The 26005-nt window shown below is 64.2% G+C and carries 18 protein-coding genes and 1 pseudogene; 7 read left to right on the plus strand and 12 right to left on the minus strand.

All coding sequences use genetic code 11. From position 1 onward, the window contains the following. Positions 1-75: 75 nt before the first annotated feature. The 6 genes from trpS to ACFX5Q_RS02455 all read right to left on the minus strand — a co-directional run bounded on the left by trpS (position 76) and on the right by ACFX5Q_RS02455 (position 9084). A complete protein-coding gene (trpS, locus tag ACFX5Q_RS02430; protein WP_006206888.1) occupies positions 76-1143 on the minus strand; it encodes a tryptophan--tRNA ligase in 1068 nt (355 codons plus the stop codon). Positions 1144-1293: 150 nt separating this feature from the next. Continuing rightward, a complete protein-coding gene (locus ACFX5Q_RS02435) occupies positions 1294-2658 on the minus strand; it encodes a glycosyltransferase family 2 protein (RefSeq protein ID WP_404275081.1) in 1365 nt (454 codons plus the stop codon). Position 2659: 1 nt separating this feature from the next. Then, on the minus strand, positions 2660-3190 hold the full coding sequence (locus tag ACFX5Q_RS02440) for a dTDP-4-dehydrorhamnose 3,5-epimerase family protein (RefSeq protein WP_404275082.1): 531 nt from the start codon (positions 3188-3190) through the stop codon (positions 2660-2662). Positions 3191-3463: 273 nt separating this feature from the next. Then, complete coding sequence (murJ, locus tag ACFX5Q_RS02445) at positions 3464-5074, minus strand: murein biosynthesis integral membrane protein MurJ (RefSeq protein WP_404275083.1); 1611 nt, start codon at positions 5072-5074, stop codon at positions 3464-3466. A gap of 46 nt (positions 5075-5120) precedes the next feature. Next, entirely contained in the window at positions 5121-7922 is a 2802-nt protein-coding gene (locus ACFX5Q_RS02450; RefSeq protein WP_404275084.1) for a [protein-PII] uridylyltransferase, read from the minus strand. 367 nt (positions 7923-8289) lie between these two features. Beyond that, complete coding sequence (locus tag ACFX5Q_RS02455) at positions 8290-9084, minus strand: glycosyltransferase family 25 protein (protein ID WP_404275086.1); 795 nt, start codon at positions 9082-9084, stop codon at positions 8290-8292. Between the two features lie 227 nt (positions 9085-9311). On the opposite strand from ACFX5Q_RS02455, the gene ACFX5Q_RS02460 reads away from it, so the two are divergent. The 3 genes and pseudogenes from ACFX5Q_RS02460 (at position 9312) to ACFX5Q_RS02470 (ending at position 13192) form a co-directional block, all read left to right on the plus strand. Further along, positions 9312-11819, plus strand: coding sequence for a heavy metal translocating P-type ATPase (locus ACFX5Q_RS02460; protein WP_404275087.1), 2508 nt, complete (start codon positions 9312-9314; stop codon positions 11817-11819). A gap of 44 nt (positions 11820-11863) precedes the next feature. Continuing rightward, on the plus strand, positions 11864-12256 hold the full coding sequence (locus ACFX5Q_RS02465; protein WP_006206881.1) for a DUF305 domain-containing protein: 393 nt from the start codon (positions 11864-11866) through the stop codon (positions 12254-12256). Positions 12257-12347: 91 nt separating this feature from the next. Next, a pseudogene (locus tag ACFX5Q_RS02470) lies at positions 12348-13192 on the plus strand (aldo/keto reductase). A 20-nt stretch (positions 13193-13212) separates the two neighbouring features. Here ACFX5Q_RS02470 and mutS read toward each other — a convergent pair. Next, positions 13213-15945: a DNA mismatch repair protein MutS gene (gene mutS, locus ACFX5Q_RS02475; RefSeq protein ID WP_404275088.1), complete on the minus strand. Its 2733-nt coding sequence runs from the start codon at positions 15943-15945 to the stop codon at positions 13213-13215. A gap of 239 nt (positions 15946-16184) precedes the next feature. On the opposite strand from mutS, the gene ACFX5Q_RS02480 reads away from it, so the two are divergent. Both ACFX5Q_RS02480 and ACFX5Q_RS02485 read left to right on the plus strand, forming a co-directional pair. Next, positions 16185-18464: an NADP-dependent malic enzyme gene (locus ACFX5Q_RS02480; protein ID WP_404275090.1), complete on the plus strand. Its 2280-nt coding sequence runs from the start codon at positions 16185-16187 to the stop codon at positions 18462-18464. 274 nt (positions 18465-18738) lie between these two features. Next, positions 18739-19809, plus strand: a complete 1071-nt coding sequence (locus ACFX5Q_RS02485) for a sensor domain-containing diguanylate cyclase (RefSeq protein ID WP_404275092.1) — start codon at positions 18739-18741, stop codon at positions 19807-19809. Positions 19810-19942: 133 nt separating this feature from the next. Here the strand turns inward: ACFX5Q_RS02485 and ACFX5Q_RS02490 are convergent, their stop codons facing one another. Continuing rightward, positions 19943-20935: an adenosine kinase gene (locus ACFX5Q_RS02490; RefSeq protein ID WP_404275094.1), complete on the minus strand. Its 993-nt coding sequence runs from the start codon at positions 20933-20935 to the stop codon at positions 19943-19945. A gap of 374 nt (positions 20936-21309) precedes the next feature. Between ACFX5Q_RS02490 and ACFX5Q_RS02495 the strand changes: the two genes are divergently transcribed. Both ACFX5Q_RS02495 and ACFX5Q_RS02500 read left to right on the plus strand, forming a co-directional pair. Then, positions 21310-22212, plus strand: coding sequence for a DMT family transporter (locus ACFX5Q_RS02495; RefSeq protein WP_404275096.1), 903 nt, complete (start codon positions 21310-21312; stop codon positions 22210-22212). A gap of 76 nt (positions 22213-22288) precedes the next feature. Further along, the gene (locus ACFX5Q_RS02500; RefSeq protein ID WP_404275098.1) at positions 22289-22987 is read left to right on the plus strand and encodes a sulfate transporter family protein; all 699 of its coding nucleotides are present in this window, start codon (positions 22289-22291) and stop codon (positions 22985-22987) included. A 42-nt stretch (positions 22988-23029) separates the two neighbouring features. On the opposite strand, the gene ACFX5Q_RS02505 is transcribed toward ACFX5Q_RS02500, so the two are convergent. From ACFX5Q_RS02505 to dut, 4 genes are all read right to left on the minus strand, one after another. Then, positions 23030-23833: an isocitrate lyase/phosphoenolpyruvate mutase family protein gene (locus ACFX5Q_RS02505; protein WP_404275100.1), complete on the minus strand. Its 804-nt coding sequence runs from the start codon at positions 23831-23833 to the stop codon at positions 23030-23032. Positions 23834-23911: 78 nt separating this feature from the next. Continuing rightward, the gene (locus ACFX5Q_RS02510; RefSeq protein WP_404275102.1) at positions 23912-24763 is read right to left on the minus strand and encodes a hypothetical protein; all 852 of its coding nucleotides are present in this window, start codon (positions 24761-24763) and stop codon (positions 23912-23914) included. 78 nt (positions 24764-24841) lie between these two features. Continuing rightward, complete coding sequence (locus ACFX5Q_RS02515; protein WP_192178110.1) at positions 24842-25498, minus strand: HAD family phosphatase; 657 nt, start codon at positions 25496-25498, stop codon at positions 24842-24844. Next, positions 25498-25983 (minus strand): dUTP diphosphatase, encoded by a 486-nt coding sequence (gene dut, locus ACFX5Q_RS02520; RefSeq protein WP_404275103.1) that lies wholly within the window; start codon positions 25981-25983, stop codon positions 25498-25500. Before dut ends, ACFX5Q_RS02515 begins: the two co-directional genes overlap by 1 nt. Between the last annotated feature and the right edge of the window lie 22 nt (positions 25984-26005).

Raw genomic sequence — 26005 nt, forward strand, 5'->3', positions numbered from 1 at the left:
GTGGTTTCGGCCGCAATCTGCCACCCGCGCTGACCGGCCGCAAGCGGCCGGCAGTCGAGATGGTGACAGGACAGATCAGCCCTGCAAAAGGCCGATGATGTCGCGCACCGTCTTCATCGTGGATTCCGCCAGGGTGCCGGCACGTTCGCCACCGTCCCTCAGCACCGCGTCGACATAGGCGCGGTCGCCTTCGATGCGGCGCATCTCGCCGGCGATAGGCGCCAGCCTGTCGACGGCAAGATCGGCCAGCGCCGGCTTGAACACCGAAAACTGCTGGCCGCCGAATTCCTTCAGCACATCCGCCTTCGAGAGTTCGGCGAGGCCGGCATAGATGCCGACCAGGTTCTCCGCCTCGGGCCGGCCGGCAAGGCCGTCCAACTCGCTCGGCAAGGCTTCCGGGTCCGTCTTGGCCTTGCGGATCTTCTTCGAGATGGTATCGGCATCGTCGGTTAAATTGATGCGCGACAGGTCCGACGGGTCCGACTTCGACATCTTCTTGGAACCGTCACGCAGGCTCATGATGCGCGCCGCCGGCCCGCCGATGACCGGCTCGGTCAGCGGAAAATAGCCGTTCACCGTCTCCTCGCCGACCTGCATCTCGACGCCGACGCCAAGGGCCGCGATGCGGTCCGAAAAGTCGTTGTTGAATTTCTGCGCGATGTCGCGGGTCAGCTCAAGGTGCTGCTTCTGGTCCTCGCCCACCGGCACGTGCGTGGCGCGATAGAGCAGGATGTCGGCGGCCATCAGGCTCGGATAGGCGAGCAGGCCGAGCGAGGCGTTCTCGCGGTCCTTGCCGGCCTTGTCCTTGAACTGCGTCATGCGGTTCATCCAGCCGATGCGCGCCACGCAGTTGAAGATCCAGGCAAGCTCGGCGTGCTGCATGACCCGCGATTGGTTGAAGACGATGTGCTTCTTCGGGTCGATGCCGGAGGCGAGGAAGGCCGCGGTGATCGAGCGCGTCTGGTCGGCAAGGTCCTCATAGACCAGCTGCGCTGTCAGCGAATGCAGGTCGACGACGCAATAGATGCAGTCGGACTGTTCCTGCAGGGCGACGAATTTCTTGATGGCGCCGAGATAGTTGCCGAGATGCAGATTGCCGGTCGGCTGGACGCCCGAAAAGACGAGTGGTTTGAAGGCGGTCATGATGTCCTCATGGCTTGTGGAGGGCCGTATAAGCGTGATTCCAAAAAGTTGCAGACTTTTTGGAGCCAATCACGCGGCTGGAAACCGCGCGCGGCGAAAGTCTTGCGACGGCGCGCTTATGGACGAAGACCAAAAAAGCGGCAAGAGGGATCAGCGGGCCGGGCGGAACTTGGCGAGCAGGCGCTTGCCCCTTGCCAACTTGGCGAGCACCCGATTGCCCCTTGCCGACCTGGCGAGGAACCGCTTGCTCTGTGCAACAACGCTTCGCCACCCAAGCGGCGTGACCTCGATGTCGGCCACGCCGATGCCGGCGCGTTGTTCCGCGCGTCTCTGCAATCTGTTGAGATGAAGCTCCAGGATCGTATGATCGTCCTTTCGCAACGACGTTTCAAACGTCGCTTGCGCGTTCCAGAGATTGCCCTCCTGGCGCACTGCGGAAATGCTTGCCACGACCGGTTGGCCATTTACGGACAATTTGAGCCTGGTCAGCGCCTCGCGTTGAGGATGCTGGATTTCCAGGCGAATCCGCGCCTTGCCGGCATATTTGAACGGCACAAGCAGCTTTGGGCGCGGATTGCAGCCGACCCAGAGGATCCAGTCGCCACCTGCTTGGAGCGGAGACCAGTCGAGCGCCTTTGGCGAGTTGTCCTGCTTGATGACCTCGCGCTTCCTGAGGCTGCTCAGATTCGGGCGGACGATGCCCTTGTTCGTCGCAATCTGGGTCGCGAGCTGACCCTTCTCGAAGCGCTCGTAGTCCGGATGGACCATGACCATGTAAGTGTTGGCTGCCTTTGCCTTGGTCAGTTCAGAGGCCAGATAGCCCTCAAATCCCGGCCGGGCCATTCGCCGGGCCATTCGTTCCTGCTCGTCCGAGCCTTGGCTCATATAGCTTAGATAGCGGTGACCGGCAGCGAATTTCTGGACTGTGATCCGCTGCGTCGACACAAAATGCATGCCTGACTTTGCCGCTCGCAACATGAAATCCGCGTCGACGGGCGCAGTTATCTCTTTCGGACTGCGCCATTTGCCGATCCGATCGACAACGTCGCGTCGGTGGCCGAAACTCGAAGGCGGGAAGAAGTGCTTAAAAGCGGCGTCTGGTTCGCTGAAGATGCCGGTCACCCACCGAAAATTGCTTGCCCTGGGGCCATGAAAGATCGCGCCGCTTACGACAAAGTCCGGTCGCGGATCCCTTCCGAAAAGATCGGCGAGCGCCTGGAGATGGTCCGGAGCCCAGAGATCGTCATGACCGAGATAGGCAACGTATTGCCCGCGCGCCATTTCGATGCCCGCATTGTTGGGGAAGGCCTGGCTGCCGCCGCGCTCTGACAGGGTCGACCAGCGGATTTGACGGGACGCGAGCGCCTGTACCACATCCGCGGTATCGTCGGTGCAGCAATCGCCCACCACCAACAGCTCGAAGTCCTGGCGGGTTTGGCGCAGCACCGATTGTATCGACGGAAGGATATGCCTGCCGCGATTGTAGGTGGCCATGATGACGGAAAACGTCGTCATGCTATTCGAATTTGTACGGGATGCCCGGGTGATCGAAGCGGACCCGCGACTTGTCCGGATTTCTAGGGTCGTAGACGTTCGTCGGCATGTTGACGAATGTCGCGGTGCTCTTGCCACGGTTTTGAACCCCGTGAACGACATAGGGCGGGATTGTCAGCAGGATCTTGTTAGCCGCGCCGACGTCGAGAACGTCTATTTTTTGGTATGTCGGGCTATCCTTGCGTAGATCGTAGAGCACGACCCTGATGTCGCCATTTGTATAGGCGAGCCGGTCGAACTGTCGCTTGTGATAGACCCATGCCCTGATCGATCCCACCTCGGCTGATACCAGATAGACATGCGGCGGCGGGGTGATGGGCTCCAGCAGTGCCGACATGAGGACCGTAAGGTCGCCACGCTTGTCGCCTCTCGTCACCAACCGCTGAATCCGCACGCCCGCTACCAGATTTTCGCCCGGAATGTCCTCCAGAAGCGGAACGTCGTCTCCCCAAGGTTTGTCATCGATGAAATCTTCGAGCGACAGCGTTTCCATCGAACCCCCAACGTTAGCGCAAGTCTGAGCTTGCCTCTTCCGTTATGTCCGGTCGGCGCCAAAGACAATACCCCGAATGGGCGATGGCGGCTCAGCGCGGGGCAATTGCCTTGCGAGCTTCAGCCTCGGCCGAGGCAACCTCGCTTTCCATCGAGGCCACTCTCGGTTCCGCAACAACGCCATCCGCCTGAACACGGCGGACTGCTTTCACTACGCTAGCGCGCGCGTGTTACCAAGCCGTGCCGATGCTTGCACGGCCCGAAGAAATCAGGCTCACGGATCTGGAGACTGTTCCGTGACCGATGGCGCCGTCGCCTTTGCCGAACCGCGCTTGATGTTCCTTCGGACCATGCCGAAATCGGCGCCGCCGGTAGTGAAGGCGGTGACGAAGTAGAGCGCCGCCCCGCCGGCGACCAGTGCCAGAACCGTCGTTGCCTTGACGACCAGTGGCGAACCCGGGCCGAGCCTGACGGCCAACCAGTGCTCAGCGAAATAGAGCGCCGCTCCCATCACCGCCGCCGACAGCACCAGCCGGGGAATGCGTTTCAAGAGCGGCAGGTCGCGACCCCAATGGCCGCGCCGGATCAGCACGGCAAGCAACATCAGCGCGTTGACCCAGCCGGCGACGGCCGAGGCTACCGCAATGCCCGGCGCGCCCATCGACGGGAACAGCGTCAGCGCGGTCGCGACGTTCACCGCCACCGAGATGGCGGCAAACATCATTGGCGTACGCGTGTCCTCGCGGGCGAAATAGCCGGGGGTGAACGCCTTGATCAGCACGAAGGCCGGCAGGCCCAGGCCAAAGATCGCCAGGATCGCCGCCACGGTCGGCGTCGAATGGTTGGCGGCAAAGGCGCCGCGCTCATACACCAGCCGCACGATCGGCTCCGACATGACCCAGAGGGCGACGGCCGCCGGCAAGGTCATGAACAGCGTGAACTCGACCGAGCGGTTCTGCAGATTGGCCGCCTCGATCAGGTTTCCGGATTTCAGCGCCCGCGACAGTTCCGGCAACAGCACGATCGCCACCGCGACGCCGACGACGCCAAGCGGCAGCTGGTAGATGCGGTCGGCATAGGCGAGCGATGACACGGCGCTGTCCTGCGCCGAGGCGATCGCCGTGCCGATCAGCTGGTTGATCTGGGTGATGCCGCCGGTGATCGCCGCTGGCAGCGCCAGGATCAGCAACCGCTTGACGCTGGGCGTCATCTTCGGCCGGCGAAAGCCGATCGAGATGCCGGCATGGCGCACCGCCACCCAGACGATGGCGAGTTGCACCAGCCCCGCCGCGAGCACGCCCCAGGACAGGCCGAAGCCGACGGCGTGGGCGTCCAGTCCCTTGTACCAGGCATAGGCCAGCACACCGATCAGGATGATGTTGAGGAACACCGGCGCCACGGCGGCGGCGAAATAGCGGCGCAGCGAATTCAGCATGCCGGCCATCATGGCGCCGAGCGACATGCAGATCAGGTAGGGAAACATGATGGTCGCAAGCCGGACCGTCGTCTCGAACTTGCCCGGCGTGTCGGCAAAGCCCGGCGCCACCAGGTAGCGCACGATCAGCGGCATCGCCAGTTCCATGACGATGGTTAGCGCCAGCAGTGCCGTGAACAGCACGCCGAACACCTCTTCGGAAAAGCGCTTGGCGCCCTCGGTGCCGTGGGTCTCGATCTCCTTGGCGAACAGCGGCACGAAGGCGGCGTTGAAGGCGCCTTCGGCGAAGAGCCGGCGGAAGGTGTTGGGAAACTGGAAGGCGGCGTTGAAGGCGTCGGCGACCGGCCCGGTGCCGAGTGCGGCCGCCATAAGCATCTCGCGGCCGAAGCCGAGCGCGCGGCTCATCAGCGTGCCGGACGCGACAGTGGCGAATTTCTTGACAAGGCTCATGCGCGGGGAGACTGACCGTGGGAATGGGACAAAGTGATGGTGATCCTCACTCGGCGGCCGCCTTGGCCTTGCCGTTGCGCTCCGGCGCGGTGCCCTCGAGGGTCTCGATCAGCCTCTTGCGGATGGTGGCTATACGCGTCGGGCTGTCGATCTTCTGTCCCGTCAGGTCGGTGACATAGAAAGTGTCGATGACCTTCTCGCCAAAAGTCGTGATATGCGCCGAGGCGATGTCGAGCGAGAGATCCGACAGCGCGCCGGTGATCTCCGACAGCAGGCCAGGCCGGTCCAGCCCCTCGATCTCGATCACCGAGAAGCGGTTCGAAAGCGTGTTGCGGATTTCAGCCCGCGGCGGAATGCGGAAGACCTTGGCGCCGCGCCGGGGCTTGGTGCGCTTCTCGATCATTTCGGGCAGCCAGCTCTTGCCTGACAGCACGTCCTCGATCAATCGGCCGACGCGCTCGGCGCGGCGGCGCTCATCCTCGTCGAGGTCGAATTCCCGGCTGATCAGGATTGTGTCCAGCGCGCGGCCGTCGGAGGTGGTGAAGATCTGCGCGTCGACGATGTTGCCGCCGGCTCCGGCGCAGGCGCCGGCAATCACCGACAGCAGGCGCGGATGGTCCTGCGCCAGAACGGTGATCTCGGTCACGGCCTCGAACTGGTGGGTCTTGACCATGGTGGCGAGCTTCTTGCCCGCCGCATCCGCCTCGCGGACGAATTCGGCATGGCGCAGCTGGTCGGCGAGGTCCACGGTCAGCAGGTAGTTCTCGTAATGCTGAGCGACGTAGCGTTTGCGGTCCTTGGCCGGCCAATCGGCCAGCGCCTCGGCCAGCCGCCCGCGCGCGGCGGCGGTGCGCTCGGCGCGCGACACTTCCGAGAAGCCGCCGGTGAGAAGCAGCTCGGTCTCGTAATAGAGCGTGCGCAGCAACTGGCCCTTCCAGCCGTTCCACACGCCCGGCCCGACGCCTCTGATGTCGCAGACGGTCAGGATCAGCAGCAGCTTCAGCCGCTCGACCGACTGCACGATCGAGGCGAAATCCTCGATCGTCTTGCGGTCGTTGAGGTCGCGCGTCTGCGCCGTCATCGACATCACGAGGTGGTTCTCGACCAGCCAGGCGACGGTTTCGGTGTCAGCCGCCGAAAGCCCCATATGCGGGCAGATGCGCCGCGCGATGCGCGCGCCAGCCTCCGAATGGTCCTCCAGGCGTCCCTTGGCGATGTCGTGCAGCAGCACCGCCACATAGAGCGCCTCGCGGCTCTTCTTCAGTCCCGGCATCAGCGTGTGCGACAGCGGATGCACCTTCTCGCCGTCGCCGCGCTCGATCTCGGCCAGCACGCCGATGCAGCGGATCAGGTGCTCGTCCACCGTATAGTGGTGGTACATTGAGAACTGCATCATGGCGACGATCTTGCCGAAGTCGGGGATCAGCTTGGCGAGCAGCCCCGCCTCGTTCATGCGCCTGAGGTTGAGCTCGGCGTTGCGGTCCGAGGTCAAGATGTCGAGGAACAGCCGGTTGGCCTCCTCGTCGCGTCGCAGCGACTTGTTGACTAGGCCGAGCGAGCGGGTGAGCAGCTTCAGCGCATCGGGGTGGAACTCCAGCCCATGCTTGTCGGCGAACCAGAACAGCCGCAAGAGATTGACCGGATCGCGCTCGAACACCATGTCGTCGGCGACGTTGATCCGGTGGTTGTCGACGATGAAATCGGACGTGCCGGCGAGCTTGCGCTTGCGGCGCGAGAAGGTGAGGAAGATACGGTTGAAGCCAGGCACATGCTTGGCCTGTTCCTCCTCCAGTGCCGCGCAGAAGATGCGGGTCAGGTCGCCGACATCCTTGGCGACGAGGAAGTAGTGCTTCATGAAGCGCTCGACCGCCGACAGGCCGGGATGGGTGGTGTAGCCCAGCCGCTCGGCGATCTCGCGCTGGATGTCGAAATGCAGCCGCTCCTCGGGCTTGCCGGTGAGGAAATGCATGTGGCAGCGCACCGCCCACAGGAAATCCTCAGCCTTGAGGAATTCGCGGTATTCGGCTTCGGTGAAGACACCCTTGTCGACCAGTTCCTCGCCGGTGCGCACCCGGTAGAAATACTTGGCGATCCAGAACAGCGTCTGCAGGTCGCGCAGGCCGCCCTTGCCGTCCTTGACATTGGGTTCGACGAGATAGCGGCTTTCGCCGGCCTTGGCATGGCGCTCGTCGCGCTCGGCAAGCTTTGCCTGCACATATTCGGGGCCGGTCGTGCGCACCACCTCGTGGTCGAAACGCGTCAGAAGCTCGTCATAGAGTTTCAGGTCGCCCCACAGGAAGCGCGCTTCCAGGATCGAGGTGCGGATGGTGATGTCGGTGCGCGACAGCCTCAGGCACTCGTCGATGTTGCGGGTGGCGTGGCCGACCTTCAGGCCGAGATCCCACAGCATGTAGAGCATGTATTCGACGATCTGCTCGCCCCACGGCGTCTGCTTGTAGGGCAGCAGGAACAAAAGGTCGATGTCGGAGCCCGGGGCCAGCGTGCCGCGGCCATAGCCGCCGACCGCGACCACGGCCATGCGTTCGGCAGAAGACGGGTTCTTGACGCGGTAGACATGGGTAGCGGCGAAATCGTAAAGCGCGCGGATGAGTTCGTCCATGAGATGCGACAGCCGGGCGGCGCAGGCGGTGCCGCCGCCATCGTCCTTCAGCATGGTCTCGGCGACCTTGCGGCCGTCGGCGAGCCGGCCCTTGAGAAGCTGGAGGACGCGGCCTCGCGTGGCCTGGCCGGACCCGTCGCCGGCCGTTGCCGCGGTCAGCGCCGTCATCTCGCGGCGCAAAGCCTCGCCGTCGATCAGTTCGTCGAGTTTCAGTGATATTTTTGCCATATGCGGAGGTCGGCCTCGCCTTTTCGGCGGCGTCTATAGCGCGTTTTCGCGGTGCTGGGTATGGGGCGGTCGAACACGCTTGCCCTGGTGTTCGAACGGGATGGTCTTCCACTGTCGCAGCGGCAGAAATCGGCAAGCTGTCGTGCCAGGCGCTCGATCTCGAGCCTTACCCTTGCGACAGCGGACTTCTTGCGTTTTCTGTCCATGCCGCTCGTGGCGAGCTGATCGTCGCGATCCTGCCCGAGCAGGCTCGGCAGCCGGACAGCAGCGCCTGCCAGGAACTGGCCCTGCAGGCGCCGCGTCAATAGAGCGGGATGGATTCGAATCGAATGGCGGCCTGGCCGCGGCATGAAAAAAACGTGACTATCTACAGCGCCTTCAAACGATGCCCAGGACGGGGCGGACGGACACTTTTGCCATGATAGCGGAACGGAATGATCATTTCCCGCTCCAGCTGGAAAACTTTGCTGGCTTGGTGCCATATCCGTTTGACCTCGGTCAGGACTTTTTCGGGAGTAGACCTCTTTCGTTTTTCGCTCGCAGGCGTCGCCGGCGCCCTGGGTGTCGCATCAATAATCTGGCTCGGCAGCACGGCTTCGTCATCGCTCAGGAACTGGGTCTGCATGCACAGCGCCGGTATGAGCTGATATGTTGTCTTGCGCCACGATGTCTGGAAGCCGGGATCGAACATCACGCAATCGACCTGAGCGGCGAGCTCATATGTTGCCTCGATAAGATCGCGCGCGGCCCGTTTCGAAACGATATAGCCCGCAGTGCCGAGATGCGCCCCCAGGAGCCTGGACACGGAATGGCCGTAACCGACGGAAGTGTGGATTCTGGAGACAGAGGTCTTGCTGAAGACTGTCTCCAGCTTGACGATGTCGGCATCGGCCGGAATCCAGTCGCTGTCGGCAAACAATGGGCGGGCCACGGCTGAAATCAGCACGTCGTCTTCAAGGATTGCGGCGTAGGCATCATTGCTTTCAGCAACGATGCGCCAACATGCAATGTGGCTCAAAAAGCAGGCGATCTCGGCATCGGACAAGTTCGACGGAAAGGAATTCCTGTATGGCGCTGCCGCGGCCATCTCAGATGGATTGCATGCATCGATCGCCGCGACCCGTTCAAACGCTACACCGATGCGGGCCAGTTCCGCCGTCATGTGGGCAAGCCGGTCCCGGGACCGATCGAGGTTGATGACCAGACACTTCATTTGGAGCGGGGATCGATGCGATTGCGGGAAGTGGGCGTCCATAGCATATGGGCGCAATCGCGTGCGGTATTTTTTCGCCGACCGCGCCTCGACACGAAAAGTCGAAACGGCTCTTGACCTTCCAGTTACTGGAAGCCCTACCTCCGCACCAGATCGAGACATAAGAGGCATTTCGGATGGCCCATTCCGACCATACTCACCACGCGCACGCCGGCGGCTGCTGCTCCGCCAAAGGTGTTGCGCCTGGCGCCGAAGCCGTCATCCGCGATCCGGTCTGCGGCATGACCGTCGATCCGGCCGCCGGAAAGCCGATGGCCGAGCATGGCGGCCAGGTTCGCCATTTCTGCAGCGAGCGCTGCCGTGCGAAATTCGTCGCCGAGCTGGAAAAATACCTGACGGCCACCGATCCGGTGTGTGGCATGGGCGTCGACCGCGCCATCGCCAAGCACTTTTTGCGTCACGAGGGCCAGGGTTTCTATTTCTGCTCGGCCGGTTGCAAGGCGAAATTCGAGGCGGAGCCGGCGAAATATCTCGGCGATAGGCCTGAGCCGCAGGCGATGCCGAAAGGCACGCAATACACCTGCCCGATGCATCCCGAAATCGTCCGCGACAAGCCCGGCGCCTGCCCGATCTGCGGCATGGCGCTGGAGCCGATGGGCGTGCCGACCGGCGACGAGGGGCCGAACCCGGAACTGGTGGATTTCACCAGGCGCTTCTGGGTCAGCGCAGTGCTGTCCCTGCCCTTGCTGATCATCGCCATGGCGCCGATGCTCGGCCTGAGCTTCGAGAGCCTCGTCGACGATTGGACGAAGACCTGGCTGGAACTGGCGCTGGCGAGCCCGGTGGTGCTGTGGGCGGCATTCCCCTTCTTCCATCGCGGTTGGCAGTCGGTCTTGAACCGCAGCCCCAACATGTGGACGCTGATTTCTCTCGGCGTCGGCGCTGCCTACCTCTACAGCGCCGGCGCCACGCTGTTCCCGGATATCTTTCCGCATCAGTTCCGCGGCCATGGCGGTACTGTCCCGGTCTATTTCGAGGCCGCCGCCGTCATCGTCGCACTGGTGTTCCTCGGCCAGGTTCTCGAACTGCGCGCCCGTGAAAAGACCGGCTCAGCAATCCGCGCCTTGCTCGACCTTGCACCGAAGGCGGCCAGGCTGATTGGCGCGGACGGCTCCGAGACCGACGTGCCGCTCGACACGGTCAAGGCCGGCGACCGGCTGCGCATCCGCCCCGGTGATGCCGTGCCGGTCGATGGCACCGTGCTCGAAGGCCGCTCCTCGGTCGACGAATCGATGATATCTGGCGAGCCGCTGCCGGTCGAAAAGACCGAAGGCGATGCCTTGACCGGCGGCACGCTCAACAAGAACGGGGCGCTGATCATGCGTGCCGACAAGGTCGGCGCCGAGACGACGCTGGCGCGCATCGTCGAGCTCGTCGCCAAGGCACAGCGTTCACGCGCGCCGATCCAGGGGCTGGCCGATCGCGTCTCCTTCTATTTCGTGCCGGGCGTCGTGCTGGTCGCGATCATCGCCTTCGTCGCCTGGGCAATCATCGGTCCCGAGCCGAGCCTGATCTTCGCCATCGTCTCGGCGGTGTCGGTGCTGATCATCGCCTGTCCCTGCGCGCTCGGCCTGGCGACGCCGATGTCGATCATGACCGCGACCGGACGCGGCGCCCATGCCGGCGTGCTGATCAAGGAGGCGGCGGCGCTCGAACGCTTCGCCTCCGTCGACACGCTAATCGTCGACAAGACCGGCACCTTGACCGAGGGCCGGCCGCGATTGACCGATGTCGTCGCCGCCCAAGGCATGGCCGAGAATGAATTGCTGGCGCTCGCCGCCGCCCTCGAAAAGGGCTCGGAGCATCCGCTGGCCGAAGCCATCGTCGACGGTGCCGGCGAACGGGGCCTGAAGGTCGCTGACGCCAGCGATTTCGAGGCGGTCACCGGCAAGGGTGTTTTCGGCACGGTGTCAGGTAGCAAGGTTGCGCTCGGCAACGCGGCGATGATGGCCGATCTCGGCATCGACACCGCGCCGCTCGGTGAACAGGCAACGGCGCTGCAAACGGACGGCAAGACGGTGATGTTCGTTGCCGTGGGCAAAAGGCTGGCGGGCATCGTCGCCGTCGCCGATCCGGTCAAGGCGACGACAGCGGAGGCGATCAAGGCACTGCATGACAGGGGCTTGAGGATCATCATGGCGACCGGCGACAATGAGCGCACGGCCAAGGCCATCGCTGAAAAACTCGGCATCGACGAGGTTCGCGCTGGCCTGCTGCCGGAACATAAGGCGGCCCTTGTCGAGGATTTGCGCTCTAAAGGCGCCGGTGTCGCTATGGCCGGCGACGGCGTCAACGATGCGCCTGCACTCGCTGTCGCCGATGTCGGCATCGCCATGGGCACCGGCGCCGACGTCGCGGTCGAAAGCGCCGGGATCACGCTGGTCAAGGGCGACCTCAACGGCATCGTGCGCGCCCGCACGCTCGCCCAGGCGACGATCCGCAACATCCGCCAGAACCTGTTTTTCGCCTTCCTCTACAATGTGCTCGGCGTGCCGGTCGCGGCCGGCGTGCTCTATCCGCTCACCGGCGCGCTTTTGTCGCCGATGCTGGCGGCGGCGGCGATGAGCCTGTCCTCGGTCTCGGTCATCGGCAACGCGTTGCGGCTGAGAACGTTGAAACTCTGAGCAAAACTCCCAAATACGACGTTCCATTCAACAGGAGATCACGGATGAATTTGGCCAAGAAGATTGTGCTTTTGCTGATGGCGGCGGGAATGCTGCTCGCGGTGTTCCTTGAAAGCGTTCCTGCACAATCGGAGGAGATGAAGCACGACATGTCCGGCATGGCGATGGGCGCGGAAAACCCTTCGACCGCCGGCTACAAGGCGGCGATGGACAAGATGCACGCCGACATGATGGCGATCGAAAGTACCGGCAATGCCGATGTCGATTTCGTCCGCGGCATGATCCCGCATCATCAGGGCGCGATCGACATGGCCAAGGTCGAGCTTGCCAACGGCAAGGACCCTGAAATCCGCAAGCTGGCCGAGGGGGTTATCGCCGCGCAGGAAGCCGAGATCAAAGAGATGCAGGCCTGGCTCGCCGCCCATCCGGTGAAGTAGCGGCAGGCGTAACCGCGAACGTTCGGACAGGACTTTCGTCTGGATTTCCCGGCTCGCCTGTGCTGCGATCCGGCACCAAGTGGAGCACGCCATGCCGTCAACGATCAGAACCACCACGCTGCCCTCGGGCGAAGCCGTTGCCGTGCTCGGCCAGGGTACCTGGAAAATGGGCGAGGATGCACGTCGCCGTGCCGATGAGGTTGCCGCGCTCAAGCTAGGGCTGGATCTCGGCATTACCCTCATCGACACCGCCGAAATGTATGCCAGCGGCGGCGCCGAGGAGGTGGTGGCGGAGGCCATTGCCGGGCGCCGCGACAACACCTTCCTGGTCTCCAAGGTGCTGCCGTCCAACGCCTCTCGCGCCGGCGTGCAGCGGGCCTGCGAGAGCAGCCTGAAACGCCTCGCGACCGACCGCATCGATCTCTATCTCTTGCATTGGCCGGGCAGCGTGCCTTTGGCGGAGACGGTCGAGGCGTTTGAGGCGCTGAAAAAGGCCGGCAAGATCCGCCACTGGGGCGTCAGCAATTTCGACACCGACGAGATGGAGGAACTGGTCGGCCTGCCTGCCGGCGGCGATGTTCAGACCAACCAGGTGCTCTACAATCTGTCGCGGCGCGGCCTCGAATTCGACCTCGCGCCGTGGAGCCGGCAACGCGGCATTCCGCTGATGGCCATTCGCCGGTCGAGCAGGGCGCCTTGGCGCGCAACACCAGGCTCGAGGCCATCGCCGCCCGCCACAATGCCACCCCGGCGCAGATCGCGCTTGCCTGGGTGATGGCACAGCCAGGCGTCATCGCCATCCCGAAAGCAACGAGGCAGGAGCATGTGCGCCAGAACGCCGCCGCGCTCGACTTCAGGCTGAGTTCTGAAGATATCGCCGACCTCGACCGCGCCTTCCCGCCGCCGACGCGCAAGCGCGGGCTGGAGATGATCTGAGCGACGCGAGCGGTCGCGGGCTACTTCCCCGCCATCCCCTTCAGCCGGTACAGCGCCTCCAGCGCCTCGCGCGGCGTCATTTCATCGGGATTGATCGCACCGAGCGCCTCGCCCAGTGCATCGTTCTTCACCGGCTTCGGTGCTTCGCGCTTCACGGCCACCGAAAACAGCGGCAGGTCGTCGACCAGCCGGTTGGCCTTGCCCGAAACGTCGCCTTCCTCCAACTGGTGCAGCACTTCCTTCGCCCGCCCGACCACGGCTTCCGGCAGGCCGGCGAGCCGCGCCACCTGGACGCCGTAGGAGCGGTCGGCGGCACCTTTGCCGACTTCGTGCAGGAAGACCACGTCGCCTTCCCATTCCTTGACCCGCATGGTGACGTTGTGCAGTCGCGGCAGCTTGCCGGCCAGCGCCGTCATCTCGTGGAAATGGGTGGCGAAGATCGCCCGGCAGCGGTTCTTCTCGTGCAGATATTCGACCGCCGCCCAGGCGATCGACAGGCCGTCGAACGTGGCGGTGCCGCGGCCGATTTCATCGAGAATCACCAGCGCCCGTTCGCCCGCTTGGTTGAGGATCGCAGCCGTCTCGACCATCTCGACCATGAAAGTCGAACGCCCGCGCGCCAGGTCGTCCGAAGCGCCGACACGCGAGAACAGCCGGTCGACGACGCCGATATGGGCACTTTGCGCCGGCACGAAGGAGCCTGTCTGGGCCAGGATGGCGATCAGCGCGTTCTGCCGCAGGAAGGTCGATTTGCCGCCCATGTTGGGGCCGGTCAGCAGCCAGATCGCGCCGTTCTTCGCGCTGCCTTCCGGCGACAGGTCGCAATCATTGGCGACGAACGGGCCTTCGCCCGAGCGCCGCAACGCCTGTTCGACCACCGGATGCCGGCCGCCGGAGATATCGAAGGCGAGGCTGAAATCCACCACCGGACGGCACCAGGCCTCACTTTCCGAGAGGAGCGCCAGCGCCGCCGACACATCGATCACGGCAAGCGCCTCGGCGCCGGCGCGGATGCTGTCTGCTTCGCCGACCACCTCCGCCGTCAGCCTGTCGAAAGTGGCCAACTCGATGCTCAGTGCCCGGTCGGCGGCGTTGGCGATTTTTGTCTCGAGTTCGGCGAGCTCCGTTGTCGTAAACCGCATGGCGTTGGCCATGGTCTGGCGGTGGATGAAGCGCGCCTTGGCGCCGTCGCTGCCGGTCATGATCGAATGGTGATTGGCGGTCACCTCGATGTAGTAGCCGAGCACATTGTTGTGCCGGATCTTCAGCGAACGGATGCCGGTCTCATCGATCAGCGAGCGCTCCAGCCCGGCGATCACTTTGCGCGATTCGTCGCGCAGTGCCCGCATCTCGTCGAGCTCGGCATGATAGCCGCCGCGCACGAAGCCGCCGTCGCGCTTGAGCAGCGGCAGCTCCTCGCTGAGTGCCTGGCTGAGATGCTCTGAGAGCGTGCGCGGCAACGCCTTGATGGCGGTGAGCGATGCCGCCAATTCCTGGGGCAGGGCGGTCGCGGCAAAGATCTCGGCGATGGCGCCCGCCGCCTCGAAGCCGGCGCGCAGCGCGCCGAGGTCGCGCGGGCCGCCGCGGTTGAGCGCCAGCCGGGACAGCGCGCGCGGCATGTCGGCGACGCTCTTCAGGTTCGTCCGCACCGCCTGGCAGAGCCGCGTCTCCGCACGGAAGAACGACACCGAATCTAGCCTGGCGCCGATCGCCGCCGGGTCGGTCAGCGGCGCCATCAGCCGGTCGGCCAGAAGCCTTGCGCCGCCGCCGGTCACCGTGCGGTCGATCGCCTTGAACAGCGAGCCGTCGCGGCTACCCGACAAAGTGCGCAGCAGCTCCAGATTGCCGCGCGTCGCCGGGTCGATGAATAGCGTCGAGCCCTGCTCCTCGCGTTCGGGCCGCGACAGCGGCGGCCGCTCGGCCTTCTGCGTCTTCTCGACATAGGCAATAGTGCCGGAGATCGCCGACAGCTCGGCGCGGGAGAACGTGCCGAAACTGTCCGGCGTCGCCACCTCGAAGAAGCGGGCGATGCGCCCCGCCGCCGAGGCCGAATCGAACAGTGATGGCGGCTGCGGACTGGCGACGCGACCGATGACGTCGAACACCGGCTTCAGCTCAGGGTCGTAGAATACCGGTTCGGCGACGATCAACTCGCGCGGATCGACCCGGAACACGTCGGCCAGAAGCCGGTCGGCGGTGGTTTCGGCAACGCGGAAGACGCCGGTCGAGATCTCGATCCAGGCCAGCGCGAAGGAATGCTCCGCCCCGCCCTTCACGCGCCCCAGCGCCATCAGGAAACTCGATTCCGACGGCGCCAGCAATTTGTCCTCGGTGATGGTGCCGGGCGTCACCAGGCGCACCACGTCGCGTCGCACCACCGATTTGCCGCCGCGCTTCTTGGCTTCCGCCGGATCCTCGATCTGCTCGCAGACGGCGACGCGGAATCCCTGGCCGATCAGCTTCTGCAGATAGTCGTCGGCCGCATGCACAGGCACGCCGCACATAGGGATGTCATGGCCCTGATGCTTGCCGCGCTTGGTCAGCACGATGCCCAGCGCCCGGCTCGCCTTCTCGGCGTCGTCGAAGAACAGCTCGTAGAAATCGCCCATGCGGTAGAACAGCAGCGAATCCGGGTTCGCCGCCTTGATCTCGATATACTGCTCCATCATCGGCGTGGCGCCGGCTGGCGCGGTGGCGGGCGCAGGCGTCATCGCCTCTGGGGCGTCGGGCTCGGTTGGCGTGTGCATGTTCATGTCGGCACGCTAGCAGATGTGATGGCGCGGTTTAATGCCGGCGGCTCGAAAAGCAGGGGAAGAAGCGGCTGCATCCGCTGTTGCCGACGCCGGACCGCCAACAGCCCGTGAGGTGCCAGAAGCGCTTTTCCAGATCGCTTGGCGGTTTACAGCGTCCTCGTGTGGCCTTAATCCGGAAGCTCACAAAAACATGGCGTCCATCTCAAGGGTGCCGCACCGGCGAGGAAATCAAGAGCATCATGGCCAGGAAAACCGAAAACAGCGGTCCCTCCGTCAGCGCGCAGGAGGCGCTGGAATTCCACGCCATGGGCCGCCCGGGTAAGCTGGAGATCGTCGCCACCAAGCCGATGGCGACGCAGCGCGATCTCAGCCTCGCCTATTCGCCGGGCGTCGCCGTTCCGGTGCGCGCCATCGCCGAGGACCCGAGCCGCGCCTTCGACTACACGACGCGCGGCAACATGGTCGCCGTCATCTCCAACGGCACCGCCATCCTCGGCCTCGGCAATCTCGGCGCGCTCGCCTCCAAGCCGGTGATGGAAGGCAAGGCGGTGCTGTTCAAGCGCTTCGCCGATGTCGATTCCATCGACCTCGAAGTCGATACCGAGGATGCCGACGAGTTCATCAACTGCGTGCGCTTCCTCGGCCCGTCCTTCGGCGGCATCAACCTCGAGGACATCAAGGCGCCGGAATGCTTCATCATCGAGCAGCGCCTGCGCGAACTGATGGACATTCCGGTCTTTCATGACGACCAGCACGGCACCGCTATCATCTCGGCCGCCGGCCTGATCAACGCGCTGGAGATCACTGGCCGCGACATGAAGACCACGAAGATGGTCTGCAACGGCGCCGGTGCGGCCGGCATCGCCTGCATCGAGCTGATGAAGGCGATGGGTTTTGCGCCCGAAAACATCATCCTGTGCGACACCAAGGGCGTGGTCTTCCAGGGCCGCACCGAAGGCATGAACCAGTGGAAGTCGGCGCATGCCGTCAAGACCGAGGCGCGCAGCCTGGCCGAGGCACTGGACGGCGCCGACGTTTTCCTCGGCCTTTCCGCCAAGGGTGCGCTGACCACCAAGATGGTGCAGTCGATGGCCAAGAACCCGATCATCTTCGCCATGGCCAATCCTGATCCGGAGATCACGCCGGAAGAAGTGGCCGAGATCCGCACCGATGCCATCATGGCCACCGGGCGCTCGGACTATCCGAACCAGGTCAACAACGTGCTGGGCTTCCCCTACATCTTCCGCGGTGCGCTGGATGTCAGGGCCACCACCATCAATGACGAGATGAAGATCGCCGCGGCACGGGCGCTGGCCGAACTGGCGCGCAAGGACGTGCCGGACGACGTCGCCGCCGCCTATCAGGGCAACCGGCCGAAATTCGGCCCTAACTACATCATCCCGGTGCCGTTCGACCCGCGCCTGATTGCGGCCATCCCGCTTGCGGTGGCAAAGGCTGCGATGGAGTCGGGCGTCGCCCGCAAGCCGATCCTCGACCTCGACCGCTACGCGCAGGAACTGTCGGCCCGCCGCGACCCGATCGCCTCGACGCTGCAGCGCATCTACGACCGCGTGCGTCGCCAGCCCAAGCGCATCGTCTTCGCCGAGGGCGAGGAGGAGCAAGTCATGCGCGCCGCCGTCTCCTATGTGAACCAGAAGCTCGGCACCGCCATCCTGCTTGGCCGCGACGACGTCATCAAGGAGAACGCCAAGCACGCCGGCATCGAACTCAACAAGCAAGGCATTGAGATTATCAACGCCAGGCTGTCGCGCCGCAACGGCATCTACACCGACTATCTCTACGAACGCATGCAGCGCAAAGGCTTCCTGTTCCGCGACTGCCAGCGCCTGATCAACAACGACCGCAACCACTTCGCCGCCTGCATGGTGGCGCTGGGCGATGCTGACGGCATCGTCACCGGCGTCACCCGCAACTATTCCACGGCGCTCGACGACATCCGCCGCATCATCGACGCCAAGCCTGGGCACCGAGTCATCGGCGTGTCGATCGTGCTGGCGCGGGGCAGGACGGTGCTGGTCGCCGACACTGCCGTGCACGATATGCCCAATGCCGAGCAGATCGCCGACATCGCCGAGGAGGCAGCCGGCTTCGCCCGCCGCATGGGCTACGAGCCGAGGCTTGCCATGCTCGCCTACTCCACCTTCGGCCATCCGCAGGGCGAGCGCTCCGAGCGCGTCCAGGAAGCGGTGCGCATCCTCGACAAGCGCCGCGTCGATTTCGAATATGACGGCGAGATGGCCGCCGACGTGGCGCTCAATGCCCGCGCCATGGCGCAATATCCGTTCATCCGCCTGACTGGCCCGGCCAATGTGCTGATCATGCCCGCGTTCCACTCGGCCTCGATCTCGACCAAGATGCTGCAAGAGCTTGGCGGCTCGACCGTCATCGGCCCGCTACTGGTCGGCCTCAACAAGCCGGTCCAGATCGTTTCGCTGAATGCCAAGGACTCAGACATCGTCAACATGGCGGCGATCGCAGCGTATACGGCGGGGGCTTGACGAACGGTCCGCGCAGCGGACCAAAAGGCAACGATTTGGCTTTTCGAGTGAGGCAAGGCCCGAAGCCATAGCGGAGGGCAGCCTGACGAACGATCCGCACAACGAGGCGAAAAGGCAACGGTGAGCCCGCGAACGCTTTTCGCGTGAAGCAAAGCCCGAAATGCCATCGGACCCATAAGAGATTGATAATATCCAGCTGATATAGGGAACCTCTTTGCCGACTTGCCGTAACGGCATGTGCGGCGCGCTCAGACCGCCAAACGGGGGTGCGGCCATGAAGCATGACGGGGTTTCTGTATCAGCGGTCGGCCACGGGGCCTACCACGACGAGCGGCTCGACGCGCTGCTCAGCATCACCGGCCGCATGGACGGTTATCTCTACCGCTGCCGCAACGATCAATCCTACACCATGCTCTATATCAGCGACGGTATTTTCACCGTCAGCGGCTATCCGCCCACGGATTTCGTGCACAACGCCGTGCGCGACTATGTCTCGGCCATCCACCCGGACGATCTTGCCTCGGTCTATGCCGCCGTCGACGCCGCGCTTGAGGCGCGCCGCAACTGGAACGTCGACTATCGCATCGTGCCCAAGGTCGGCGAACCGCTCTGGGTCCGCGAGATCGGCGGCGGCGTCTGGGACGATGCCGGCGAACTCGAATTCCTGGAAGGGTTCGTCGTCGACATCAGCGACCGCAAGGTTGTCGAGGACCTCAACGCCCAGCTGCTGCAGGATCTGAAGGTCGCCAATGAGGAGCTCTCCGCGCAAAAGCGTGAGATCGAGCTGGCCAAGCAGCAGAGCGACCATTCGGCCAACCACGATCTGTTGACCGACCTGCCCAACCGGCGCGCCTTCCACAACGAGCTCAAATCGGTGGTCGCCCGCTGCGCCGGTAACGGCCAGACGGCCGGTCTCCTGTTCATCGATCTCGACCAGTTCAAGGAGGTCAACGACACGCTCGGCCACGAGGCCGGCGACGCGCTGCTGCAGCGCGTGTCGAACCACCTTCGATCCGTCCTGCGCAGCGATGATTTCGTGGCGCGGCTCGGTGGCGACGAGTTCGCCTTGCTGTTTTCGGGGCAAGCGGACCAGGCAAGGCAAAAGGCCGTGCGCGTCGCCGAACGCGTCCTGGAACGGCTTCGCATCAAGGTTCCGGCGCCGAACGGCGACATCCAGGTCAGCTGCACCATCGGCGTCGCCATCTATCCATCCGAAGCCGGCGACGGCGACGCTCTGGTCGCGCTTGCCGACCGGCTGATGTATGTCGGCAAGAAAAACGGCCGCGACCGGCTGGTCACCGCCGACCTGGAGCCTGCGGCCAGCAAGCATCGCCGGACCGCCTGAGCGGGGCGCCGACTGGCTGCGGGCGTCCCGAAATGTCAGTCGCGAAACGCCTCGGTTGCGTCTATGTGCGCTCCATGACAGGCACGCGACAGGCGGCGTCTTTTGGATGCCCGTCAAGGGTGACGCTGCGAGACTATAGCAGCCCCGCCTGCTCGGCTTCGCGGCGCAAATTCTGCCGCGGCCTCGGCCCGAGCTGCTGGATGACCAGCCCGGCCGCCAGCGAGCCGAGGTCCCCGCAGTCCTTCAGGCTGCGTCCCGTCGTGTAGCCGTAGAGGAAACCGGCGGCGTAGAGGTCGCCGGCGCCGGTGGTGTCGACCAGGTCCTTGATCGTCGTCGCCTCGATGATGACGGTCTCGTCGCCGCGCACGATGACCGAGCCCTTTTCCGAGCGGGTGACGGCGGCGATCTTGCAGTCCTTGCGGATCGCGGCCAGCGCCTCCTCAAAGGAAGCGGTCTGGTAGAGGGACTTGATCTCGTGGCTGTTGGCGAAGACGATGTCGACGGTGCCCGAGCGCATCAGGTCGAGGAACTCGTCACGGTAGCGGTCGACGCAAAAGGAATCCGACAGCGTCATCGACACTTCGCGCCCGGCAGCATGAGCCAGCCGCGCGGTCTGCCTGATCGCCTCCTTGGCGCGCGGCGGGTCCCACAGATAGCCCTCGAAATAGGTGACCGCAGCGCCCGAGGCCTTGTCGGCCTCGACGTCCTCCGGGCCGAGCTCGACGCAGGCGCCGAGATAGGTGTTCATCGAGCGCTCGCCGTCCGGCGTGACGAAGATCATCGAGCGTGCCGTCGGAGGTTCGCCTTCGAGGGGTTTGGTATCGAAGGCGACGCCCTGGGCCTGGATGTCATGGGTGTAGATTTCGCCGAGCGGGTCGTTGGACACCTTGCCGAAGAAGGCGGCGCGGCCGCCGAAGCTGGCAATGCCCGCCGCCGTGTTGCCGGCGCTGCCGCCGGACGCCTCGATCGCCGGGCCCATGCGGCTGTAGAGCAGCTCGGCGCGCCTGGTGTCGATCAGGTTCATCGCCCCCTTGATGATGCCGTTGGTCTCAAGGAACGCCTCGTCGCACTGGGCGATGATGTCGACAATGGCATTGCCGATGCAAAGCACGTCATAGTCCGGCATCAATATCTCCGCCAACAACCACCGGCTTTCTGCCATGCCGGCCGCGCGCGGGTCTAGACCATGATCCCGAAAAGTGGAACCCGGTTTTCGGACAAGATCATGGTCAAACAAAAAATAGAGACCCCAGCCCGATTCAATCGGGCTGGATCAGGCTCTGGAGTTGCCGCCGCTTTGCCTACCCCGAAAATCGGCATTGTCTTCCGCGACGCCGACCTGTGGCTGCCATTTGGCACTTCGCTGCGGTAGCCGTCGGATCGAACTGGACCATGGCAGCTGTGACCGTGGCAGCTATGGTTGCATCCAGATCGAAGCATTTTCGTTTCTTCTTGAGCTAGAAGCGGGACCGATCGAAGTTTCCGAGGCGCGACCCGGCAATGCCCGAAAAGACCAACATGACCACCGAACTGGCCCTGCTCGGTGTGCTGGCCGTGCTCTGGGGTGCGTCCTACTCCTTCATCAAGGTCGGCGTCGAGACGATCCCGCCGGTGACCTTCATCGCAGGGCGGACTTTGATCGCCGGCGGCATCCTGCTCGCGCTCATCCGCTGGCGCGGCCTCGCCATGCCGAGGGATGCGGTGACCTGGCGCCGGTTCATGTTCCAGGCCTGCCTGAACAGCGTTGTCCCATTCACGCTGATTGCCGCCGCCGAACGCTCCATCGATGCCGGCCTTGCCACCATCCTCAACGCGACCTCGCCGATCTTCACCTTCCTGCTGACGGCGCTGATCACCCGCCACGAACCGGTGACGCTGCGCAAGCTGGTCGGCGTCGGCGCGGGCATCGCCGGCATATGTCTCATCGTCGGCGCGCAAGCGCTGGGCGGCCTTGGCCATCAGCTCTGGGCGCAGCTTGCCGTCATCGCCGCCACCGTCAGCTACGCGGGTGCAGCTATTTTCGGGCGCAACTTCAGGGGACTCGACCCGATGCTGCCCGCCGCCGGCTCGATGATCTGCGGCACGGCAATCCTCATCCCTCTGAGTCTCATTTTCGACCGGCCCTGGACGCTTTCGCCCTCGACCGCGTCAGTCCTTGCGCTGCTTGGACTGTCGGTCTTTTCCACCGCACTCGCCTTCTCGATCTTTTTCCGCCTCATCCACACGCTGGGTTCGGTCGGCACGACGTCGCAGGCCTATCTGCGCGTGCCGATCGGCGTCGGCATCGGCGCGCTCTTCCTCGGCGAGAGCCTCGGCCCGACGGCCTGGCTCGGCATGGGTTTTGTCGTCGCCGGCGTGGCGGCCATGACCATCCCGGCCCGCAAGGCAGCACTTGCCGGGTAGGCAAGTCGCTCTTGTGGCCTGTCGGGTCTCCGCCTATCTCGGAGATGTCCGTTTTGTCCCAGGGGGTGGAAACGCCGTGATCCTTGACGCTGCCCGCGCCGCTGCCAGTCAGCTGTTCTCTCCCGAATTCCGAGCGGTTTTCCTGAAGACGCTCGGGCTGACCCTGCTGGCGCTGGTCGCGCTGTGGTTCGGTCTGACGGGTCTTGTCGATTGGCTGGCCCTGCCGTGGGTCGAGACGCTGTTGCCCGACCTGCCGTCCTGGGCCGGATGGCTGAGCGGCATCATCGCCGCCATCGCTCTTGCGTTCGGGATGGCGTTGCTCATTGCACCGGTGACGGCGATCATTGCCGGCCTGTTCCTCGATGATGTCGCCGAAGTGGTCGAGCGCACCGACTATCCCGGCGATCCGGCCGGACGCGCCGTGCCGGCGCTGCGCTCGCTGGTGCTGTCGATAAAATTCTTCGGCGTCGTCATCCTCGGCAACATCGTCGCCTTGCTGCTGCTTTTGGTGCCGGGCATCAACATAGCCGCCTTCTTCATCGTAAACGGCTACCTGCTCGGGCGCGAGTTCTTCGAATTCGCCGCCATGCGCTTTCGCCCGGAGGAGGAGGCCAAGGGACTGCGCAGAAAGTATGCCGGCACGGTGTTTCTCGCCGGGCTGGTCATCGCCGCCTTCCTCGCCGTGCCCTTGCTCAACCTTGTGACGCCGCTCTTCGCGGCCGCCATCATGGTGCATCTCCACAAGGCGGTCTCGGCACGCGAAAGCCGCCGGTGAAATATCCTCAGCGGCTCGCCGCCACGTCGACGACGGTAGGCGTCATTCGCCGGACTTGCCAAACAGCGCCTGCAGCTTGCCGAACGGCATGGCGGATCGGGTGAAGCCGAAAGTGCCTTCCTCCTGGATCTCGCGCGCCGCCGTCTCCAACATGCCGAAGGCGAAATTGGTCAGCCACGGCCCGAGCGAGATCCGCTTGACGCCTGCCTGGGCAAGGTCGGCGACGGTGAAGCCCGGCCGCGCCATGACATTGATCGGCTTGCTCACCGCCGAGCACACGGTGCGCACCGTCTCGATATCGCCGAGGCCGGGCGCGTAGAGCACGTCGGCGCCGGCTTTCTCGAAAGCCTGCAGCCGCTTGATCGTGTCGTCGATGTCGTTCCGGCCCCACAGGAAATTCTCGGCCCGCGCCGTGAAGACGAAATCGCGCTTCAGCGCCCGCGCCGCCTCGACCGCTGCAGCGACGCGCTCGACCGCGTGCGAAAAATCGTAGATCGGCTTGTCGGGATCGCCGGTGTGGTCCTCGATCGAGCAGCCGGCAAGGCCGGCGGCTTCGGCCGCGAAGATGGTTTCGGCCGCACGCTCGGCGCTGTCGCCCTTGCCGCGCTCGAGATCGGCCGAGACCGGCAGGCTGGTCGCCGCAGTCACCTCGCGGCAATGGTGGATCATGGTGTCGAACGTCACCGCGCCGTCAGGCAGGCCACGCGAGAAGGCAAAGCCGGCGCTGGTCGTCGCCAGCGCGTTGAAGCCGAACGAGGCGAGAAGCTTCGTCGTGCCGACATCCCAGGGGTTGGGCATGACGAAGGTCGAGGCATGCAGGTCGCGAAAGATCTTGCCCTTGTCCATGGAGACTTCCTTCAGATACGGAATTGTGAGGCGGAGTCTATCGTGCCGGTTTCCGCCGGGCAAACGAATGCGTTTGGCTCAGAAGCGTTTGGCGTTCTCTGCTGACAAACGCTCGAACGCGTCGGAGTCCTTCACGTAGCGCGACACCATCTTGTCCCAGTTATAGGTGACCGAGATATCGTGCGAGGAAGCCTCCGACCGAGCTTCCCCGCAATCCTCCTCGCCGGGCACGGTGGCGTCGGTGACCGTCACTTTGATCGCCGCATAGGGTTGATTGTCGCCACTTGTCTGAAAGGCCAGGTTTTGCGTGCGCCTGTAGGCGCAGACATTTTCATCGAACGTGTAGATCATGTCGATCAGCTGGAAGCGGCCGTCGCGGACCATGATCAGTGCTGTGCCGACATAGCCCTGGTTCGAGTTGAAATGCGTGCTCATGGTGATGACGGCATCGTCGCCGGCGCCGAGCGAAAGTCTGTTCGGTTCACGGAAATAGCTGCTCCTGTCGACGGCGACATTGACGGCGTCGAGCAGTTTCGGTTTGCCGCTGAGATCGTAGAGTGCCAGCACCGCAAAGCCTTCGGCGCTGTCGGGAGAGTCGCCGAGGTCCAACAGCATCGTCAGCCGGTCCTTGCCGCCGGTCTTGATGTCGAGCACGGCGGCGTTGGGGAAGCTCGATGTCGGCGGCGGCGAGCCACCGCTATTCGGTCCCTCGATGTGGCGCATCTCGATCGGCAAGGTGCCGTCATAAAAGCCGTCCGTACCTTTCTTCAGATCCGGAATGGCCATTCTGGCAAGGTCGAGATAGGTGACATCCTGCTGGCCGGGCAGGGCAGTACCCAGATCGGGAAAGCTGACGCCTTGCGCACCCGCCGTCGCCCCAAGGCAAGGCAGCAACAGGCAGAAAAGGACAAAGCGAAGCAAAAGGTTCATGTGTGGCCCCGGGCTGGCGGGCATCAAGCTAGCACGGACAAACGAGGCATACAGCAAGGTCCGCTGGCCGAAATCAGCTCAGTGGATCGGCACCAGGCCGGCTAGTTCGCGCATGTCGTCGAACAGGATGCCGCCGGCCTCGGCCAGGCCGTCTGGATCGGAGTACGGATCGGCGTGATAGGAAAAAACGCGCATGCCTGCGGCTATACCGGCCTCGGTCCCGGCGACGCTGTCCTCGATGACGATGCAGTCGGCGGGCGCGAAGCCCATCGTCTTCGCGGCATGGAGGAACAGGTCCGGAAACGGCTTGCCGCGCCCGACCATGGTCGAAGAGAACATGGCGTGCTCGAACAGCGGCAGCAGCCCGGTCTGGCCAAGTGTGATGTGCATCTTCGACACCCGCGCCGAAGAGGCGACGCAGTAGTCGATGCCGGCCGCCCGGACTTTCTCGATGAACTCGCGCACATAAGGGATAGCCTCGACACCATGCGCGAACAGGTCCGGCAAGCCTGCATTCCAGCGCTCGACGAAATCGGCGCCGAGGCTCACGCCGGTCGCCTCGACCTCCTGCTGCACCGAGACCATGCTGCGGCCGGAGAAATGCTTGCGGCAGTATTCGAGGGTGGTTGTGAAACCGGCGGCGCTCAGCCATTCGGCGAGGCGCTGATTGGCAAGGTTCTCGGTATCGACCAAGATCCCGTCGCAGTCGAAAATGACGAGTTTAGGTGTTCCCATTAAGCGGTGCCGGTCGATCCGAATCCGCCAGAGTCGCGCGCTGTACCGCCGGCGAGCGAGCGCTCCTCGATCGCCACCTGGGTCACCGCCGCAAAGACGATCTGGGCAATCCGCATGCCGCGCGTCACGGCAAAGTCCTCGGCGCCGAGGTTGATCAGCAGCACCTTCACCTCGCCGCGATAGTCGCTGTCGACCGTGCCCGGTGAATTGAGGACAGTAAGTCCATGCTTGAAGGCAAGGCCCGAACGTGGCCGAACCTGACCTTCCATGCCCTCCGGAATTTCCAGGATCAGCCCGGTCGGCACCAAAGCGCGTTTTCCGGGCAGGATCAGCAACGGACGGTCGTCCGGCACCGCAGCGCGCAGATCCATGCCGGCTGCGCCCGCGCTTTCATAGGCTGGAAGCGGCAGGCCTTCGCCATGGGGTAACCTGACGAAACCGACGGAGGGGCCGATGACGGAAGTGGGACAAAGGGCTGCGCGCATAAAGCCATTCCTATCGGCACGA

This window comes from Mesorhizobium sp. IMUNJ 23033 (genome assembly GCF_044778005.1).
In the GTDB taxonomy this organism is placed as follows: domain Bacteria; phylum Pseudomonadota; class Alphaproteobacteria; order Rhizobiales; family Rhizobiaceae; genus Mesorhizobium; species Mesorhizobium amorphae_A.